This is a genomic window from Escherichia sp. KTE31 (assembly GCF_000407925.1).
GTDB lineage: Bacteria > Pseudomonadota > Gammaproteobacteria > Enterobacterales > Enterobacteriaceae > Escherichia > Escherichia ruysiae.
In genome coordinates this window covers 1,124,885-1,144,362 of record NZ_KE136722.1, presented here as the reverse complement: position 1 = coordinate 1,144,362, position 19,478 = coordinate 1,124,885, and the positions used below count along the sequence as shown (strand labels likewise).

Genomic DNA, 19,478 nt, shown 5'->3' with positions numbered 1-19,478 from the left:
TGTGAGGGCAAGTCCAGGTCAGTAGGTTTTCCCACCCCGAAAGGTGTCCGTTAGTTCAACCACTAAGAAGGGGACGCGTTATGGATGAATACTCACCAAAAAGACATGATATTGCACAGCTTAAATTTCTCTGCGAAACCCTGTATCATGACTGTCTTGCAAACCTTGAAGAAAGCAATCATGGTTGGGTTAACGACCCTACCTCGGCTATCAATCTGCAGCTTAATGAACTCATTGAGCATATTGCGACCTTCGCACTTAATTACAAAATTAAGTATAATGAAGACAATAAGCTCATTGAGCAGATAGATGAATATCTGGACGACACCTTTATGTTGTTCAGTAGTTATGGTATTAATATGCAGGATCTCCAGAAATGGCGGAAGTCAGGTAACCGACTGTTCCGTTGTTTTGTGAACGCCACTAAAGAGAATCCTGCGAGTTTATCTTGTTCTAATTATTACAACCATGGGTAGAAGTATGTCCGATAAGCCTTTAACGAAAACCGATTATTTGATGCGTTTGCGTCGTTGTCAGACAATTGACACGCTGGAACGTGTTATCGAGAAAAATAAATACGAATTATCAGATAATGAACTGGCGGTATTTTACTCAGCCGCAGATCACCGTCTTGCAGAATTGACCATGAATAAGCTTTACGACAAGATCCCTTCCTCGGTGTGGAAATTTATTCGATAATTAAACAGTATAACCCCTGAACTATAACCATCTGTTTATTAGACATATTTTATTTTTACTATGACGACATGCCGCGTGTGACCTCCGTCACACAGAGGTAACGGGAACGTTCTCATCACTGACATTTCGTATTACTGTGTTGCCCCAATTCCAGCAACCGGGTCGTCAGTAATGAGCACAGAAAAAGAAAAGATGATTGCTGGTGAGTTGTATCGCTCGGCAGATGAGACTTTATCTCGCGATCGCCTGCGCGCTCGTCAGCTTATTCACCAATACAATCATTCCTTGCCGGAAGATCAATCATTACGCCAACAAATCCTCACCGATTTACTCGGTCAGGTTGCGGATGCGTATATTGAGCCCTCCTTTCGCTGCGACTATGGCTATAACATTTTTCTCGGTAAAGGGTTTTACGCGAACTTCGATTGCGTGATGCTTGATGTCTGCCCTATTCGTATAGGCGATAATTGTATGCTGGCGCCTGGCGTCCATATTTATACCGCGACCCATCCTGTCGATCCCGTAGCACGTAATAGCGGTGCTGAACTAGGGAAACCGGTGACTATCGGTAACAACGTCTGGATTGGTGGTCGTGCCATCATTAACCCGGGGGTTACTATTGGCGATAACGTCGTAGTGGCATCAGGAGCCGTCGTTACCAAAGATGTTCCTGATAATGTTGTCGTAGGCGGTAACCCGGCCAGAGTCATTAAAAAACTGTAACTACAATTTGCAACTGTTATGCAAAATTGTAGTTAATCTGTTACTTTTCTCATATCATTCCCACGTTAAAATAGGGTGTTCCCTGGAGAGTTGCAGATACCACGAAGGCAAAAGATGACCGAAATACAACGCCTGCTGACCGAAACGATTGAGTCTCTGAATACGCGCGAAAAACGCGACAACAAGCCCCGCTTTAGTATCAGTTTTATCCGCAAACATCCGGGGCTGTTTATTGGCATGTACGTTGCCTTTTTTGCCACGCTGGCAGTGATGTTGCAGTCCGAAACGCTGTCAGGTTCAGTCTGGCTCCTGATAGTGTTATTCATCCTGCTCAACGGTTTCTTCTTTTTTGATGTCTACCCACGCTACCGCTACGAAGATATCGACGTACTGGATTTTCGCGTTTGCTATAACGGCGAATGGTATAACACGCGCTTTGTCCCTGCTGCGCTGGTTGAAACCATACTGAACTCGCCGCGTGTCGCGAATATCCACAAAGAACAGTTGCAAAAAATGATCGCCCGTAAAGGTGAGCTGTCTTTTTACGATATTTTCACCCTGGCTCGCGCCGAATCAACATCTTAAGTCAGGATTTCACACCAGGCGTAAGCTCTGCGCCTGGTCAATTGACAACGATCGTTGCCACCCATCATTTCATGAAATACTGACCTTACCCACTTATCTCCTGCCAGCCTTTTTTCACAATCAGATATACTTTCCCTACACTGTGTTAATAAGGACATGCTGGTGAGAACACGACATCTGGTCGGCCTGATTTCGGGAGTACTGATTCTTTCAGTACTGCTGCCTGTCGGCTTAAGCATCTGGCTGGCCCATCAGCAGGTAGAAACGTCGTTTGTTGAAGAGCTGAATACCTATTCCTCCCGCGTCGCTATTCGGGCCAATAAAGTGGCGACGCAAGGGAAAGATGCACTACAAGAGCTGGAAAGATGGCAAGGCGGAGCCTGTAGTGAAGAGCATCTCATGGAAATGCGCCGGGTTTCATACAGCTATCGCTATATTCAGGAAGTGGTTTATATCGATAACAACGTTCCCCAATGCTCTTCTCTGGAACATGAAAGCCCACCGGATACCTTCCCGGAGCCGGGGAAGATTTCAAAAGATGGTTATCGGGTCTGGTTAACCTCACACAATGACTTAGGTATTACCCGTTACATGGTTGCTATGGGAACCGCACATTATGTAGTGATGATCGACCCCGCTTCCTTTATCGACGTGATTCCTTATAGCTCATGGCAAATTGATGCCGCTATTATTGGCAATGCCCATAATATAGTCATAACCAGCAGCGACGAAATTGCCCGGGGTATTATTACCCAACTGCAAAAAACCCCCGGTGAGCATATCGAAAATAATGGGATCATTTACGATATTCTGCCCTTCCCGGAGATGAATATTTCCATCATCACCTGGGCTTCAACGAAAATGTTGCAAAAAGGCTGGCATCGGCAGGTCTTTATCTGGTTGCCTGTAGGGTTGTTAATTGGCCTGCTGGCAGCAATGTTTGTGTTGCGCATTTTGCGCCGTATCCAGTCTCCGCATCATCGCCTGCAGGATGCCATCGAAAATCGTGATATTTGCGTGCACTACCAGCCGATTGTCTCCTTAGCCAATGGCAAAATTGTCGGAGCTGAAGCACTGGCGCGCTGGCCGCAGACAGACGGTAGTTGGTTGTCGCCAGATAGTTTTATTCCGCTGGCACAGCAAACGGGTCTTTCTGAGCCACTGACGCTGCTGATTATAAGAAACGTGTTTGAAGATATGGGCGACTGGCTGCGACAGCACCCGGAACAACATATTTCCATCAATCTTGAATCCACCGTGCTCGCCTCGGAAAAAATTCCGCAACTGCTGCGAGATATGATCAATCACTACCAGGTTAACCCCAAACAGATCGCTCTTGAACTCACTGAACGTGAGTTTGCCGCTCCGAAAACCAGCGCCCCGATAATTTCTCGCTACCGGGGGGCGGGCCATGAAATTTATCTCGATGATTTTGGTACGGGGTATTCAAGTTTAAGTTATTTACAGGATCTGGATGTCGACATTCTGAAGATCGATAAATCTTTCGTTGATGCGCTGGAATATAAAAACGTCACACCACATATCATCGAAATGGCAAAAACGTTGAAACTGAAAATGGTGGCGGAAGGGATCGAAACGGATAAACAGGAAGAGTGGCTACGTCAGCATGGCGTGCATTACGGTCAGGGTTGGCTGTACAGCAAAGCGTTGCCAAAAGAAGATTTCATACGCTGGGCAGAATACCATCTGTAAATTTTGGGGGCTGGCGGCACGCCGCACAGCCCGTCACGCTACTCGTCGATGATTGACTCAAACCCGCCGTAAATCATCCGTTTGCCATCAAACGGCATTGATTCGCCGAACTCTTTCATTCGTGGGTCAGACATCATTTTTTGATTGGCAGCGTCGCGGACCTCTTTTGAAGGATATTCAATCCAGCTAAACACCACTTCCTCATTCTCTTCCGCTTTCACTGCCATGCGAAAATCGGTCACTTTGCCGTCTGGCACATCGCTGGCCCAACATTCAACAATGCGAAGCGCGCCAAACTCTTTAAACAGTGGCGCGGCCTTTGCGGCCATTTCTCGATAGGCATCTTTATTTTCGGCAGGAACAGCAACCACAAAACCATCAACATACTTCATCAGAAATACCTCCGAAGCGTACTGCGCAGCCAGACAATTCTTGCGGCGTCAGTCGTGGTTAAAGTTTAGCCATATTAGGATTTTTTGACGAAACGGCGGGAGCAGAAATGGGTGGGGGCCCTGCCAGCTACATCCCGGCACACGCGTCATCTGCCTTGGCTGCTTCCTTCCGGACCTGACCTGGTAAACAGAGTAGCGTTGCGGGAGAACCAACAGAGCCCCCATTGAGAGCGTTGAGAACCAACGCGCAGGCGCATTATCACTGCTGCCCCTGCTAATTGCAACCCATTGCGTGCCGGATGCTGGTTTCTTGCGCAATGCGGCTTCACTCTGGCGTTTTTCCAGATTATGCTGAAAAATTACCTCAGGAAGAAAAGATGGAAAAAGAAGATTCATTTCCCCAACGCGTCTGGCAAATCGTCGCCGCTATTCCCAAAGGCTACGTCACCACTTACGGCGATGTCGCGAAACTGGCGGGATCACCCCGCGCCGCACGCCAGGTCGGTGGAGTGTTAAAGCGTCTCCCCGAAGGCAGCACCCTCCCCTGGCATCGGGTGGTTAATCGCCACGGCACAATTTCGTTAACCGGCCCGGATTTGCAGCGTCAACGGCAGGCATTACTGGCAGAAGGTGTGATGGTATCGGGAAGCGGGCAAATCGACTTACAGCGTTATCGCTGGGACTATTAACCCTCTCCAGGCGGAGAGGGTTAATGGCGCTTAGTATTGCGTAGGGGCCGGAACTGCCGAAGACGGATTCACCTGAGTTGGTGAAGTCGAAGGTACGGTAGTCGTCGCACCACCGCTGGCCTGAACCGGCACGGCGGTTTGCTGAACCGGCACTAATGTCAGGTCAGCTTTGGTTCCGCCCTGATTGATCACCGGTTGAACGGTATCGGTGATAAACACCAGTTTGTCGTTCACGGTAACCGCCGCACTCAACAGGATACGCGCATTCGGCTGAACGTCTGCCGGGTTAAATGGCAGAACAAAACTGAACGGTGACTGTTTACCTTCGGTACGTACTGCTTTCTGCGCCAGAACTTTAGAAGGCGCATCCGCTAACGACGCGTCAGAAAGTGTCACGGTCAGCACGGCATCAGGCGGCAGTGCGACTTTCTGACGGATCCAGACCGTACCGGAAACATTCGGTTGTTGTATAGCAGGTTGCTGTGTCGCTGCAATAGACGTATTTGCAGCCGGTGCTGGCGTCTGGATATCCGCGCTTTTATCCGCGCAAGCCGCCAACGCAATCGCAACCGCTAAACCACTGGCCATGTGCACGAGTTTCATTCACTTCTCCTTATTATCAATGCACCAGCGGGCTAACTTTCCTCGCCGGAAGAGTGGTTAACAAAATAGTAACGTCAATAAGTGTGGCACATGTCACGTATTAACGCCTGCATTTAGCCCGTAATTCAGACCATTGCACCCATCGGACCAGTACCAAAATTGCGTTATACTCAACTCACTTTGGCTTGCTGCGGCAGCTTTGTTACTGGAGAGTTATATGAGTCAGGCGCTAAAAAATTTACTGACATTGTTAAATCTGGAAAAAATTGAGGAAGGACTCTTTCGCGGCCAGAGTGAAGATTTAGGTTTACGCCAGGTGTTTGGCGGCCAGGTTGTGGGTCAGGCCTTGTATGCTGCAAAAGAAACTGTCCCTGAAGAGCGTCTGGTACATTCGTTTCACAGCTACTTTCTTCGCCCAGGCGATAGTAAAAAGCCGATTATTTATGATGTTGAAACGCTGCGTGACGGTAACAGCTTCAGCGCCCGTCGGGTTGCTGCTATTCAAAACGGTAAACCGATTTTTTATATGACGGCCTCTTTCCAGGCACCAGAGACCGGATTCGAGCACCAAAAAGCAATGCCGTCCGCACCAGCACCTGATGGTCTGCCTTCAGAAACGCAAATCGCCCAATCGCTGGCGCACCTGCTGCCGCCAGTGTTGAAAGATAAATTCATCTGCGATCGTCCGCTGGAAGTCCGTCCGGTGGAATTTCATAACCCGCTGAAAGGTCACGTCGCAGAACCTCATCGTCAGGTATGGATCCGCGCAAATGGTAGCGTGCCAGATGATCTGCGCGTTCATCAGTACTTACTCGGTTACGCTTCTGATCTTAACTTCCTGCCTGTTGCCCTGCAGCCGCACGGCATCGGTTTTCTCGAGCCGGGGATCCAGATTGCCACCATCGACCATTCGATGTGGTTCCATCGTCCGTTTAATCTGAACGAATGGCTGTTGTATAGCGTGGAGAGCACGTCGGCGTCCAGCGCACGCGGCTTTGTGCGCGGTGAGTTTTATACCCAGGACGGCGTGCTGGTTGCCTCGACAGTTCAGGAAGGGGTAATGCGTAATCACAATTAAAAAAAACAGCCGGAGGTGAAAACCGTCCGGCTATTTTTTGCAGTACTTGTTACGCGTTATAAGCATTTTCGCCGTGACTGTTAACGTCCAGTCCTTCGCGCTCCTGCTCTTCTGGTACACGCAGGCCAACTGTCAAATCCGCCAGTTTGTAGCCGATAAACGCCACCACACCAGACCAGACAATCGTAATGGCGATGCTTTCCAGCTGTACCAGCAGCTGATGCCCCATCGTCACACCTTCGGCGAAGCCCACACCACCCAGCGAACTGGCGGCAAAAATCCCGGTCATGATACAGCCGACGATGCCACAAACGCCGTGCACACCGAAGACATCGCAAGGATCATCGACCCGCAGCAGGCGTTTGAGCATGGTAACGCCCCACAAGCCCGCCAAACCGGCTACCACGCCGATAATCAACGCGCCGCCAACACCAATGTAGCCACAGGCAGGCGTCACGCCAACCAGACCGGCAATCGCGCCAGAACACGCCCCCAGCAGTGAAGGCTTACCGCGCAGCGCCCATTCACCAAAGATCCAGCCAAGAATTGCCGCCGCCGTTGCGACCACAGTATTCACAAATGCCAGTGCCGCGATTTCATTCGCCGTGCCCGCTGACCCGGCGTTAAAGCCAAACCAACCGATATAGAGAATGGCAGTACCGGTAAAGACCATTGGCAGGTTGTGCGGTTTAAACGCCTCTTTGCCGAAGCCCACGCGTTTGCCTATCAGATACGCGCCCACCAGACCGGCGATTGCGGCGTTAATGTGCACCACCGTGCCACCCGCGAAATCCAGCGCACCGTGAGAAGCCAGCAAACCGCCGCCCCAGACCATATGCGCAATCGGAATGTAAGAGAGCGTCAGCCACACCACCACAAAAATTAACACCGCAGAGAAACGAATCCGTTCCGCCAGCGCCCCAACGATCAAGCCGACGGTAATGCAGGCAAACGATCCCTGAAACGCCACGTGGATATACTGATAAATACTGCCCATCACCGCCGTCAGTTCGATGTTTTTCAGCATCAGCCAGTTAATGTTACCAAAGAAGTTGTTACCCTCACCAAACGCCAGCGAGTAGCCGTAAACCACCCAGAGAATACAGACCAGTGCAAACGTCACCGTCACCTGCGTTAGCATCGACAGCACGTTTTTGCCGCGAATCAACCCACCGTAAAACAGGGCAATCCCCGGAATAGTCATAAACAGCACCAGCGCAGTACAAATCATCATAAACGCATTGTCGGCTTTATCGGCCACCGCAGGTGCAGCCATTACCAGTCCCGGCAGCATCGCCAGTGAAGCAAGCCCAGTTTTTATCGTCGCTATCTTCATTTTTCGTTCCTGTTGCTGTGTGCCAGAGATTACAGCGCCGCTTCGTCGGCTTCGCCGGTACGAATACGAATGACGCGTTGCAATTCAGCGACGAAGATTTTGCCGTCGCCAATTTTTCCGGTGTAAGCCGCCTTGCTGACGATATCGATCACTTCATCGAGTTGGTCATCAGCAATCGCCACATCAATTTTTACTTTTGGCAGGAAGTTGACGCTGTATTCCGCCCCCCGGTACAGCTCGGCATGTCCTTTCTGACGCCCGAAACCTTTCACTTCGGTGACGGTCAGGCCCTGAATACCAATGGAAGATAACGCTTCACGAACATCTTCCAGCTTGAATGGTTTGATTATCACGGTCACCAGCTTCATAGATCCCCTCCGGTCAGAATTCGGTAATGGTTCTGCTACACGAAGAAGGTATTGCAAGCGGTATGCCAGAAATGAAAAACGAGAAAGAGAGCAGGAAGTTAAGAAGATTGAAAATGAAAACGCACTATGACGGTGCACAGTGCGTTACATTTTTGCACCACCGATGAAATTTTGCGCTAATCAGGCGCTCAATGATTCCTCTTCACGCACGCTGGCTGCCAGCTCTTCGCCCGCAAGTTGCAGTTGATACATCTGCCAGTAGCGCCCCTGGGCTGCCAGCAGTTGCTGGTGCGTCCCCTGTTCCACCGCCTGACCACGATGGAGCACCAGAATGGTGTCGGCATCGACAATGGTCGATAAGCGGTGAGCAATCACCACCAGCGTGGTATGTTCACGCACCGCCGCCAGTGCGTGCTGGATCGCCTGTTCAGTACCGGAATCGATACTGGCGGTTGCCTCATCAAGGATCAGGATTTGCGGCGTCTCCACCAGCACGCGCGCCAGCGCCAGCAGTTGCTTCTGCCCGACGGAAAGATTATTCCCCTGCTCGCCCAGCGGCGTATAAATACCGTCGCTCATGCTGCGCGCCAGATCCGCCAGTTGCACGGTTTCCAGTGCCTGCCAGACGCGCGCTTCGGAGATATCACGCCCCAGCGTCACGTTGGCGAGGAAAGTATCCGCCAGCACCACCGGATCTTGCTGCACCATCGCCACACCCTGGCGTAATGCGCTGTGACTTAGCGAATTTAATGGACGACCGTCGAGACGAATCTCACCTTCCGTTAGCGGGTAATAGCCCATCAATAAACTGGCGAGGGTACTTTTACCGCTGCCGGTATGCCCCACCAGCGCCACAAAGTTACGCGAAGGCACAGAGAGATTAATGTTCTTCAGTACCAGATTGTCATCGCGATAAGCAAATGACACGTTATCGACTTCAATAGTGCCGCTCTGTAACGGGCGATCATCATTGCCATATTGCTGACGCGGCCCATCCATCAGTTCGAACACGCGTTCACCCGCCACCACAGCCTGTTGCAGCATCGCCTGTTGCGTGGTCAGTTCGATTAAGGGTTCGTTAAGCCGCCCAAGATAGCTGATAAACGCATACAGCACGCCCACTTCAATGGTGCCGCTGGCGGAGAAGCCAAACAGCATCAACAAGCCACAAAGAATGAGCGATGAAAACAAACTCAGCAAGGGACGCAGCAGAAAGCCGTCGAGGCGCAGGGTTTGCATCCTCGCCATATAGTGTGAACGACTGGTCTCACCCATACGTTCGCCAAATCGCGCCTGCTGACGGAATTGCTGGATAACGCTCATGCCGTTGATAATTTCGTTAAAGCCGTCGTTAATATCCGCCAGATAGGCGCGAACACGGCGGACAATCGGCGTACTGTAACGCTGGTATATCACCATCACCACCAGCACCACCGGGAAAATCATTATCGCCACCAGTGCCATTCTCCAGTCGAGACTGAACATTGCCACCAGCATCGCACCCACCAGTGCGGCGCTGCGCAGGACAGTTGCCACTACGGTAACGTAGAGGTCGCGGATCACTTCAGTGTCATTAGTGACGCGGGAAATCACCTGACCGACCGGCTGGGTATCAAACTCGCTTAATGGCTGGCGTAGCGCAGCATCCATCACATCCGTTCGCAACTGTTGTACCACGCCAACCGCCGCCCGATTAAACAACAGCGACTGTGCGTAGTGCAGTCCAGCGGCGAACAGTTGCAGCCCAACATACGCCGCCGCCAGACCGGCAACCACTTTCAACGGCAGATTATTTTTTGCCACCATATTATCGATGAAAAAGCTGATGAGTAGCGGTCCACTGACTTCTGCCGCCGCCGCAATCCACATCATCAGAACAGCAATCCCCAGCGGTTTACGCCACGGCGAACCATACGCTAACAGGCGCTTGAGAGTCGGCCACAGTTGGCTAAAACTACGCATCGGCGGCCTCCTCGCGAATTTCCGGAGCGTCGTCGAGCGCCGCCTCCAGTTGTTGATAGCGATACATATCGCGATACCAGCCGCTTTGTTGCGCCAGCGCATCATGATTGCCACGCTGGGCGATGTGTCCGTGTTGCATCACAATTATTTCACTGGCTTCTGTCAGTGCAGAAAGTCGATGGGCGCTGATAATCACCGTTCTCCCCTGCCCCCACTGACGCAGGTTATGCAGGATCTGGTGCTCTGTGCGTCCGTCCACCGCCGAAAGCGCATCATCCAGAATAAGGATTTCCGCGTTGACTAATAACGCACGAGCAATGGATATGCGCTGCTTTTGCCCACCGGAAAGCATCACGCCGCGCTCGCCCACTTCAGTGTCGTAACCTTGCGGTAGACGCAAAATATCGTCATGTACGCTGGCTAACCGCGCTACGTGTTCAATCTCTTGCTGGGTGGCATTCGGGCAACCCAGCGCGATGTTATTCGCCACGGTGTCGGAAAAAAGGAACGGCGTCTGGCTGACCACCGCCAGGCGGCTACGCCAGCTATCGAGTTGAAGCTGCGTCAGGGGAATATCATGAAAGCGAATATCCCCCTCGCTGACGTCGAAATGACGCTGAATGAGTGACAGCAGGGTACTTTTGCCAGAACCGGTCGGCCCGCAAATACCCAGCATCTGACCGGGTTTGAGTGCAAAACTGACATTCTCCAGCGCAGGATGATCAGTTTGTGGATAAGTAAACTGGCGAATATTTACATCCAGTTCGCCACGCCCTTGCGGCACTGGTTCGCTACCATCGTTCACCACCGGTGCTTCAGCCAGCATCGTCCGAATACGGCTATATGCCGCGCTGCCACGTTCCACAATGTTAAACATCCAGGCCAGCGCCAGCATCGGCCAAATCATTAACCCCAGATACATCATAAAACTGGTGAGCTGTCCCAGCGTTAAGCTGCCCTGCACCACCATCCAGCTTCCCCCACCAATCGCCAGCAAATTCGCCATGCCAATCGCGATATAGATTGTCGGATCAAAACGGGCATCAATACGCGCCACACGCATGTTTTTCTTGCCAGTGTCTTCAGCATCTGCGGCAAATAGCGCCGACTGGCGATCTTCCAGACCAAAGGCTTTGATCATGCGGATACTAGTGAGGCTCTCCTGGGTGCGATCGTTGAGACTGGAAAATGCCGCCTGCGCCAGCTTAAAGCGTTCATGCAAAGCATCGCCGTTGCGCTTAATCATGATTGCCATCACTGGCATCGGTAATAGTGCGAATAAGGTCAACTGCCAGCTAATTTGCGTTGACATCATAATCAACACTGCGCAGCCCATCACCAGTGAATCCACCAGCGTCAGCACCCCTTCCCCGGCAGCAAACACGACCCGATCGACGTCATTGGTCGCACGAGCCATGAGGTCGCCCGTACGATGACGCAGGTAAAACTCTGGATGCTGGCGGCTTAGCTGGTGGTAATAATCTTCACGCAGTTCAACAGCCAGTTGATAAGACGCGCCAAACAGCAGTACGCGCCAGACGTAACGCAGGAGATAAACCACGACTGCAATCAGCACCATGGTGGCGATCCACATCAGGATCTGCCCGGTAGTAAAGTGTTGTTCCGTCACTCCATCGACAACAATACCGACCACTTTCGGCGGAACCAGTTGCAGCATCGCGATAATAACAAGCAAGGCCACAGCCCCGAGATAGCGACGCCATTCCCGACGGAAATACCAGCTTAGTTGAGCAAATAATCGCACGCGTTGTGTCCTGACCTGATTCTGGATATTTATTCGATGGGTAAAGAAGTGGTGTATTTAATCTGTTCCATCGCGAAGCTGGAAGTAACGTCCGACAGCCCTGGAACGCTGTTGACCAGACGCTTATAAAACTCGTCATAGCGTTTCATATCGGCAACCTGAACACGCATCAGATAATCATATTCCCCGGCCATGCGCCAGAACCCCAGCACTTCTGGCATTTCCGTTACCACCGTGACAAAGCGGCAATACCATTCGCTGCTGTGATGTTGCGTTTTAATCAGCACAAAAGCAGTCAGCCCAAGGCCAATTTTTTCCGGATCCAGCAGGGCGACTTTGCCGATAAGGATACCGTCATCCTCCAGCCGTTTCAGACGCTTCCAGCAAGGCGTGGTCGTCAGATTAACGGCTTCTGCCAGTGCCTGCAAAGAGAGGGTGCAATCCTGCTGTAGTAAGGCCAGCAGCTTACGGTCAATTTTATCTAACATCGCCAATCCACAGAGAATTATTTTCTCTTTTAATTCTATTTTAAAGGCGAAATACCGACAATTTATTCTGTGCGGTTTAAACGACACTGCACAAAATGACAAATTCAAAGTAAAAAAAACCGGGCTATTGCCCGGCGCTGGAAGAGATCTCGTTATTCGGGGGAATAAGGTAGATGTGGATTGTCCAGCCAGTGCGTCAAATAGTGAGAGACCGCCTGATTTCGGCAATGTCCAATCACTGGTAAATGAGGGAGTTCCGCGCGCAGTTGTGGCATCGCATTGCCCATAATAAAACCGCTACCGACGCTGCCTAACATTTCGCGATCGTTCATCGCATCACCAAAGGCCATGCAGTCGCGCAGTGAAAAACCTAAATGTTGGGTCAGCACCGCCAACGCCGCGCCTTTATTACACCCCACCGGCAGCACTTCCAGGCAATTAATTGCCGAAAAACACAAATGTGCGCGCTCGCCTAATGCTTCGTTTAGTTGGGTATGCAAGCGCATAAGATCGTCGTGATCGCCACAGAAACAGATCTTGGTGACGCTGTCGAGCGGCATTTTTTTGACATCGATAATCTGATAACGGAAACCGCTATACACAAATGCCTGCAACAATGCTGGGATCTCTTGCCCGGTAAACCAGCCATTGTCATTGAAGATATGCATACTGGCCTGGGTATCCCATTTCTGGTAGAGCACTAATTCCGCCACGTCCGCAGGCAAATCATCACGATGTAAAAGTTCGCCTTCCAGAGAGTGCACGCGCGTACCGTTGCCGGTAATTAAATACGCATCCAGCGATAGCACCCCGATAATATGCTGCATCTCCAGCGCATGGCGACCCGTAGCAAAAGTGAGGGTAATATCGCGTTCACGCAGACGCGCCAGAGTCGAGAGGGTTTTCTCACCTAAATGGTGATCAGGCATCAATAAAGTGCCGTCCATATCAAATGCTGCCAGACGAGCCATTTCTTTCTCCACTCTGTGACACGGTTAATGGTGATTGAGTATCACCTGATATATACGGAAGTAATAGTGAATAGTTAAATAATATTGTTCCGGGTTTATATGCGACTGCTTAACCGTCTTAACCAGTATCAACGTCTGTGGCAACCTTCTGCCGGAGAGCCGCAATCCGTCACCGTCAGCGAACTGGCCGAACGCTGTTTTTGCAGCGAACGCCATGTGCGTACACTATTACGTCAGGCTCAGGAGTCGGGATGGCTGGAGTGGCAGGCGCAGTCAGGACGCGGAAAGCGCGGGCAACTGCGTTTTCTGGTGACACCGGGATCGCTGCGTAATGCGATGATGGAACAGGCACTGGAAACCGGAAAGCAGCAAGATGTGCTGGAGCTGGCGCAACTGGCTCCAGGAGAGCTGCGCACTCTGTTACAGCCGTTTATGGGTGGACAATGGCAAAACGATACGCCGACGTTGCGTATTCCCTATTATCGCCCTCTCGAACCGCTACAACCGGGCTTTTTACCCGGTCGTGCCGAGCAGCATCTCGCCGGACAGATATTTTCTGGTCTGACCCGATTCGACAATAATACCCAGCGCCCGATTGGCGATTTAGCACATCACTGGGAAATCTCTGCTGACGGGCTACGCTGGGACTTTTATCTTCGTTCAACGCTGCACTGGCATAACGGCGATGCGGTAAAAGCAACGCAACTACACCAGCGATTATTGATGCTGCTACAACTGCCAGCGTTGGGGAAATTATTGACTAGCGTGAAACGTATTGAAGTCACCCATCTGCAGTGTCTGACCTTCTTTTTACATCGCCCTGATTATTGGCTGGCACACAGGCTGGCGAGCTATTGTAGCCATCTGGCGCATCCGCAATTATCGCTGGTGGGAACCGGCCCTTTTCGCTTAACAAAATTCACAGCGGAACTGGTGCGACTCGAAAGCCATGATTATTACCATTTACATCACCCACTGCTAAAAGCGGTTGAGTACTGGATAACCCCACCACTTTTTGAAAAAGATTTGGGAACCAGTTGTCAGCATCCAGTACAAATAACCATCGGTAAACCTGAAGAGTTGCCACGGGTCAGCCAGGTCAGTAGCGGCATCAGTTTAGGTTTTTGCTATTTAACGTTGCGCAAAAGTCCCCGACTGTCCCTCTGGCAGGCGCGAAAAGTGATCTCCATTATCCATCAATCCGGTTTACTACAAACGTTAGAAGTCGGAGAAAATCTGATCACTGCCAGTAATGCATTGCTGCCTGGCTGGGCTATTCCACAATGGGATGTACCGGATGAGGTCAAACTACCAGAAACATTAACGCTGGCTTATCACCTGCCAGTGGAACTTCATGCAATGGCAGAACAATTACGAACGACGCTAGCAGCAGAAGGTTGCGAATTAACGATTGTTTTTCATAACGCGAAAAACTGGGACGACACGACCCCGCTGGCACAGGCAGATTTGATGATGGGCGACAGGTTAATTGGCGAAGCGCCGGAATATACACTGGAGCAATGGCTGCGTTGCGATCCACTCTGGTCATATGTTTTCGACACTCCAGCATATGCACATCTGCAATCGACACTGGATACCGTGCAGTTGATGGCTGATGAAGAAAAGCGGAATAACGCGCTGAAAACCGTGTTTAGCCAGTTAATGGAAGAAGCAACGCTGACGCCGCTGTTCAATTATCACTATCGCATTAGCGCGCCGCCTGGAGTAAATGGTGTGCGACTGACGCCGCGTGGCTGGTTTGAATTTACCGAAGCCTGGCTTCCCGCGCCGTCGCAATGAAGCACTGGTCGGGGTTAACCGCAGGCGTTACCATAACGCTTTTATCGATTTAGCAGGATAATTTATGAAACGTGCCGTCGTTGTGTTTAGTGGAGGTCAGGATTCCACCACCTGTCTGGTACAGGCATTGCAGCAATATGATGAAGTCCATTGCGTGACGTTCGATTACGGTCAGCGCCATCGCGCAGAGATTGACGTGGCACGCGAACTGGCATTGAAACTGGGTGCACGCGCGCATAAGGTGCTGGATGTGACGCTACTCAACGAGCTGGCGGTCAGCAGCCTGACGCGTGACAGCATTCCGGTGCCTGATTATGAACCTGAAGCCGATGGTATCCCGAATACGTTTGTCCCTGGGCGTAATATTCTGTTCCTGACGCTGGCGGCGATATATGCGTATCAGGTTAAAGCAGAAGCAGTGATCACCGGCGTCTGCGAAACGGATTTCTCCGGTTACCCGGATTGTCGCGATGAGTTTGTGAAAGCACTGAACCATGCCGTCAGTCTGGGCATGGCGAAAGATATTCGTTTTGAAACGCCGCTAATGTGGATTGATAAAGCGGAAACCTGGGCGCTGGCGGATTATTACGGCAAGCTGGATTTAGTACGTAGCGAAACGCTGACCTGCTATAACGGCATTAAAGGCGACGGTTGCGGTCATTGTGCTGCATGTAATCTGCGCGCTAACGGATTGAATCATTATCTGGCCGACAAACCGACGGTGATGGCAGCGATGAAGCAGAAAACCGGGTTGAAGTAATTATTCGGGTGTCGCCGGATGCGGCTTGAGCATCCGGCACAACAAAATTTTTACTGAACCATCTGCTCCAGTTTTTCGCGCAGTTCCCCTTCCAGAGCTAATGCTTTCTGCGTTTTGAGATCGATACAAACAAACGTGATAAGTGCATCCGCCACCACCTGCCCTTCCGGCTCAAGAGTAATGACCTGACTTAAGATGCCGCTTTTACCGTTTAATTGCTGCAACTGACTGGTAATGGTTAACAGGTCGCTTAATACCGCCGGGCGACGATAGTTAATATTGATATTGACCACGACGAAGGCGATGTTATGGGCGGTCATCCATTGAAAGCTGTCGCTATTTTCCAGCCCATCCCAGCGAGCTTCTTCGAGAAACTCAAGGTAGCGGGCGTTGTTAACGTGCTGGTAGACGTCGAGATGATATCCACGAACTTTGATTTGTGTTTGCATAGCGCAATAACCTTACGTTGTTGTTATAAGAACTGTTATAAGTACAGAGGCCATAACTGGTATGACCTCTTCAGTCTGGCAAAAAATTGCCACTATGCAAATTAATTACAGGGTTAATACCGCCAGATTACGTTCCACCAGCGAATTGCCCATTCCCGGCACCTGTTTTAGATCCTCCACCGTTTTAAACGGGCCGTACTCTTCGCGATAACTGACAATTGCCTGCGCTTTCTTCAGGCCAACGCCATTCATCGCACGGGCTAACTCTTCCGCGCTGGCATTATTAATGCTGACCCTGGTGCCTTCTTCGTCACTGGCTTTTGCCGGTACTGCCGCTTTGCTTTGTGCTGCAGGAGCTTCCGCTTTGGTTTCTACCGCTGCCGGTTTCGCCGCAGGAGCTGCTGCCAGCGCACTATGAGACATTCCGGCACAGGCCAGGGACAGGGTAATGAACAATGCTTTAATTCCGTGTTTCATACTGTTTTCTCCTTGTTTGTTAACAGTGGAATCACCTTAACGGCAGTGAAAACAGTAAACAAATGGCAATGTTCAGAAATGGAAAAGGCCGCGAAAGCGACCTTTTCTTGTTACAGCTGCAAAGCATTTTTTTGCGAGGCGGCTTCCGGATTATTGCTGTTCCAGCGCATCGCCAATTTTTATTTTCGCCTCTTTACGCAGGTTACTCATCAGAGCTTCAAAGACGATTTGTGCGTTGTTCTGGGTGATACCCTGCACCATCGCTTTTTTCTGATCTTCCGGCATAGAACCTTGTTTCACTTCGTCCAGCGCCAGCAGAACGACATTGCCTTGCATATCGGTCGCCATACCGTAGCTCGGTTTGTCTTTCGCTGGCAGTGGCAGTGCAAACGCGGCCTGGCTAATCGGGTCACGACCGGAACGGCTTAAGGTTTTCGGCTCGCCAAATTTCAGACCGGCTGCCTGCATAGCTTCCGCACCTTTACCCGCTTTCAAATCAACCAGCAGTTTTTCAGCATCTACTTTCGCCTGTTGCTCAGCTTTGTTGTGCTGAACCAGCGCCTTAACCTGTTCCTGAACATCTGCCAGCGGTTTCACCGCTTCCGGTTTGTGCTCACTGATGCGCAGTACGAATGCGCGGTCGCCGTCTACGGTGATGATGTCAGAGTTGATGCCCGGCGCGCCGTTTTCACCTACCAGACCGCCGTTAAAGATAGCGTCTGCCACCGGCTTGAAGTTTAACTCTTCCGGCAGGTTATCTTTGCTGAACCAGCCAGTCTGAGTGGCTTTAACGCCCGCAGCCTGCTCTGCACCAGCCAGAGATTCGGTGTCGTTGCTTGCCGCATCGCTCACTTTCTGCTGCAGCGCGTAGTACGCATCGAGGGCTTTTTCGTGTTTCACTTTCGCCGCAATGTCGTCACGTACTTCGTCTAACGATTTCACTTTCGCTGGCTGAATGTCGTCCAGACGTACAATCAGGAAACCGACCGAAGATTTGATGACACCAGACAGTTGGCCTTTTTCTTTCAGACCGGCATTTTTCAGTTCGTCCGGGATAGTGGCATCTTCCAACCAACCCATATCGCCGCCGTTACGGGCAGAGATAATATCGGCAGATTTTTCTTTTGCTAACGCAGCAAAATCACCACCTTTATTCAGCTCCTCAAGTACTGCTTTCGCTTCATCTTCAGTTTTAGTCTGGATGATGCTGTAGCGGGTACGCTGTGGCTGGGTGAATTGATCCTGATGCTGATCGTAGTAGCTCTGGATATCCGCATCGCTAACCGGTTGCTGCATCGTGGCGGCATCCAGCTTGATGTAGCTCACGCGGAACTGTTCCGGAGTCATGAAATTGTTTTTGTTTTGCTCGTAGTAGCTGGTGATTTCTGGTTCGGTCACAGCTTGTTTAGCTGCCAGCGCGTTAACGTCGATAGTCGCTTCACGCACTACACGTTGTTGAGCTACCAGTGCCGCCAGCTCGTCGGTTTCACCTTTCAGCATAAAATCGGTGCCCGCAACGCCGTTAATCAGCTGCTGGGTAGTGAGCTGATTACGCAGTGCCTGCGCGTACTGATCGGCACTCATCCCCATCTGGTTGAGGATACCGTTATAGCGGCTGTTATCGAACTTGCCGTCAACCTGAAACGCTGGGGTTGCGAAAATCGCCTGTTTAACCTGCTCATCGCTGATACTCAGTTTTAGTTCACGAGCGTACTGATCCAGCAGCGCCTCGTCGATCAGACGATTCAGCACCTGTTGACGCAGGGTTTTCATATAGCCTTCGTTCGCCGCCAGCTCAGAGTATTGATCGCCCAACTGTTGCTGCATACGATTACGCTCGCTGTTGAAGGCGTTCTCGAACTGCCCACGGCTGATTTCCTGGTCATTCACTTTTGCGGCGTAGTTATTGCCTGCGCCAATCAGGTAACCACTCACGCCGGTCAATATGAACGACACGATAATGATACCGAAAATAATCTTGAGCACGAGACTGTTTGCAGCCGTGCGTAAGCTGTCCATCATGGTGTAACAACACTCCGCTGTAGATGACTGTGTACCTCACGCAACATATCGCTGCGCGCAAAGGCCTATTGTGACAAGAAACGGGGGCAATTGTCAGCCCACAATGCGCAGAAAGTCACGGAATACAAATAAAAAAGGCACATCAGTAGATGCGCCCTTGAACTTCGTCACATCCCCAATGGGGACAACACTTAGTTTACCGCGTCTTTCAGTGCTTTACCTGCACGGAAGCTCGGTACTTTAGCAGCAGCGATGGTGATCTCTTTACCGGTCTGCGGGTTGCGACCAGTACGGGCGGCACGCTCTTTAACGGCAAAAGTACCAAAACCTACCAGTGCTACATCATCCCCTTCTTTCAGGGATTCAGTTACGGAAGCAATAATAGCATCTAACGCACGGCCAGCCGCAGCTTTAGAGATATCAGCCCCTGCAGCAATCTTGTCAATCAATTGAGATTTATTCACTCTTCTCTTCCTCTTTATAATTTATCTCGCACTTGAATCCTTCAAGGTGCGAACGCGCAGCAGTTATATCAGGCCAGCCATCCCCTTACAACACCCCTTAATAAGGGCAAGCCTAATCCGCCCTCTAACTTAAC

At 50.9% G+C, this 19,478-nt stretch carries 21 protein-coding genes and 1 other RNA gene; 9 read left to right on the top strand and 13 right to left on the bottom strand.

The features are described from left to right. Positions 1-80: 80 nt before the first annotated feature. From tomB to pdeB, 5 genes are all read left to right on the top strand, one after another. Positions 81-476, top strand: a complete 396-nt coding sequence (tomB, locus tag WES_RS15485; protein ID WP_000344801.1) for an Hha toxicity modulator TomB — start codon at positions 81-83, stop codon at positions 474-476. A 4-nt stretch (positions 477-480) separates the two neighbouring features. Beyond that, complete coding sequence (locus WES_RS15490) at positions 481-699, top strand: HHA domain-containing protein (RefSeq protein ID WP_001280991.1); 219 nt, start codon at positions 481-483, stop codon at positions 697-699. A gap of 171 nt (positions 700-870) precedes the next feature. Continuing rightward, the gene (maa, locus tag WES_RS15495) at positions 871-1,422 is read left to right on the top strand and encodes a maltose O-acetyltransferase (protein ID WP_016159184.1); all 552 of its coding nucleotides are present in this window, start codon (positions 871-873) and stop codon (positions 1,420-1,422) included. A 114-nt stretch (positions 1,423-1,536) separates the two neighbouring features. Continuing rightward, a complete protein-coding gene (locus tag WES_RS15500; RefSeq protein ID WP_010354104.1) occupies positions 1,537-2,007 on the top strand; it encodes a YlaC family protein in 471 nt (156 codons plus the stop codon). Positions 2,008-2,169: 162 nt separating this feature from the next. Next, positions 2,170-3,720, top strand: coding sequence for a cyclic-guanylate-specific phosphodiesterase PdeB (gene pdeB, locus WES_RS15505; protein WP_016159185.1), 1,551 nt, complete (start codon positions 2,170-2,172; stop codon positions 3,718-3,720). A 38-nt stretch (positions 3,721-3,758) separates the two neighbouring features. Here the strand turns inward: pdeB and WES_RS15510 are convergent, their stop codons facing one another. Both WES_RS15510 and ffs read right to left on the bottom strand, forming a co-directional pair. Further along, a complete protein-coding gene (locus tag WES_RS15510; protein WP_000878148.1) occupies positions 3,759-4,112 on the bottom strand; it encodes a DUF1428 domain-containing protein in 354 nt (117 codons plus the stop codon). Positions 4,113-4,230: 118 nt separating this feature from the next. Continuing rightward, an RNA gene (gene ffs / locus WES_RS22370) (signal recognition particle sRNA small type) lies at positions 4,231-4,327 on the bottom strand. Positions 4,328-4,489: 162 nt separating this feature from the next. On the opposite strand from ffs, the gene WES_RS15515 reads away from it, so the two are divergent. Then, positions 4,490-4,801, top strand: a complete 312-nt coding sequence (locus WES_RS15515) for an MGMT family protein (RefSeq protein WP_016159186.1) — start codon at positions 4,490-4,492, stop codon at positions 4,799-4,801. A 30-nt stretch (positions 4,802-4,831) separates the two neighbouring features. Here the strand turns inward: WES_RS15515 and WES_RS15520 are convergent, their stop codons facing one another. Continuing rightward, positions 4,832-5,404: a YbaY family lipoprotein gene (locus WES_RS15520; RefSeq protein ID WP_000779815.1), complete on the bottom strand. Its 573-nt coding sequence runs from the start codon at positions 5,402-5,404 to the stop codon at positions 4,832-4,834. A gap of 217 nt (positions 5,405-5,621) precedes the next feature. On the opposite strand from WES_RS15520, the gene tesB reads away from it, so the two are divergent. Then, on the top strand, positions 5,622-6,482 hold the full coding sequence (tesB, locus tag WES_RS15525; protein WP_016159187.1) for an acyl-CoA thioesterase II: 861 nt from the start codon (positions 5,622-5,624) through the stop codon (positions 6,480-6,482). Between the two features lie 49 nt (positions 6,483-6,531). On the opposite strand, the gene amtB is transcribed toward tesB, so the two are convergent. The 6 genes from amtB to cof all read right to left on the bottom strand — a co-directional run bounded on the left by amtB (position 6,532) and on the right by cof (position 13,372). Further along, complete coding sequence (amtB, locus tag WES_RS15530; protein ID WP_000685029.1) at positions 6,532-7,818, bottom strand: ammonium transporter AmtB; 1,287 nt, start codon at positions 7,816-7,818, stop codon at positions 6,532-6,534. Between the two features lie 29 nt (positions 7,819-7,847). Next, positions 7,848-8,186, bottom strand: coding sequence for a P-II family nitrogen regulator (gene glnK / locus WES_RS15535; protein ID WP_000780338.1), 339 nt, complete (start codon positions 8,184-8,186; stop codon positions 7,848-7,850). 180 nt (positions 8,187-8,366) lie between these two features. After that, on the bottom strand, positions 8,367-10,148 hold the full coding sequence (locus WES_RS15540) for a SmdB family multidrug efflux ABC transporter permease/ATP-binding protein (protein WP_016159188.1): 1,782 nt from the start codon (positions 10,146-10,148) through the stop codon (positions 8,367-8,369). Further along, on the bottom strand, positions 10,141-11,913 hold the full coding sequence (locus WES_RS15545; RefSeq protein ID WP_001235591.1) for a SmdA family multidrug ABC transporter permease/ATP-binding protein: 1,773 nt from the start codon (positions 11,911-11,913) through the stop codon (positions 10,141-10,143). The genes WES_RS15540 and WES_RS15545 overlap by 8 nt, the downstream gene beginning before the upstream one ends. A 29-nt stretch (positions 11,914-11,942) precedes the next feature. Next, positions 11,943-12,401 (bottom strand): DNA-binding transcriptional regulator DecR, encoded by a 459-nt coding sequence (decR, locus tag WES_RS15550; protein WP_000884589.1) that lies wholly within the window; start codon positions 12,399-12,401, stop codon positions 11,943-11,945. Positions 12,402-12,553: 152 nt separating this feature from the next. Further along, entirely contained in the window at positions 12,554-13,372 is an 819-nt protein-coding gene (cof, locus tag WES_RS15555) for an HMP-PP phosphatase (protein ID WP_010354098.1), read from the bottom strand. A 99-nt stretch (positions 13,373-13,471) separates the two neighbouring features. Between cof and WES_RS15560 the strand changes: the two genes are divergently transcribed. Together WES_RS15560 and queC are read left to right on the top strand one after the other, a co-directional pair. Continuing rightward, positions 13,472-15,172 (top strand): SgrR family transcriptional regulator, encoded by a 1,701-nt coding sequence (locus WES_RS15560; RefSeq protein WP_016159189.1) that lies wholly within the window; start codon positions 13,472-13,474, stop codon positions 15,170-15,172. Positions 15,173-15,236: 64 nt separating this feature from the next. Continuing rightward, the gene (gene queC / locus WES_RS15565) at positions 15,237-15,932 is read left to right on the top strand and encodes a 7-cyano-7-deazaguanine synthase QueC (protein ID WP_016159190.1); all 696 of its coding nucleotides are present in this window, start codon (positions 15,237-15,239) and stop codon (positions 15,930-15,932) included. Positions 15,933-15,982: 50 nt separating this feature from the next. On the opposite strand, the gene fadM is transcribed toward queC, so the two are convergent. The 4 genes from fadM to hupB form a co-directional block, all read right to left on the bottom strand. Beyond that, positions 15,983-16,381, bottom strand: coding sequence for a long-chain acyl-CoA thioesterase FadM (gene fadM / locus WES_RS15570; RefSeq protein ID WP_001194535.1), 399 nt, complete (start codon positions 16,379-16,381; stop codon positions 15,983-15,985). Between the two features lie 105 nt (positions 16,382-16,486). Then, the gene (locus WES_RS15575; protein ID WP_000680286.1) at positions 16,487-16,858 is read right to left on the bottom strand and encodes a helix-hairpin-helix domain-containing protein; all 372 of its coding nucleotides are present in this window, start codon (positions 16,856-16,858) and stop codon (positions 16,487-16,489) included. A 150-nt stretch (positions 16,859-17,008) separates the two neighbouring features. Continuing rightward, positions 17,009-18,880 (bottom strand): peptidylprolyl isomerase, encoded by a 1,872-nt coding sequence (gene ppiD, locus WES_RS15580; RefSeq protein WP_016159191.1) that lies wholly within the window; start codon positions 18,878-18,880, stop codon positions 17,009-17,011. Between the two features lie 191 nt (positions 18,881-19,071). Further along, positions 19,072-19,362 carry a nucleoid-associated protein HU-beta gene (gene hupB / locus WES_RS15585; protein WP_254892905.1) on the bottom strand — a complete coding sequence of 97 codons (291 nt, stop codon included), beginning with the start codon at positions 19,360-19,362 and terminating at the stop codon, positions 19,072-19,074. Between the last annotated feature and the right edge of the window lie 116 nt (positions 19,363-19,478).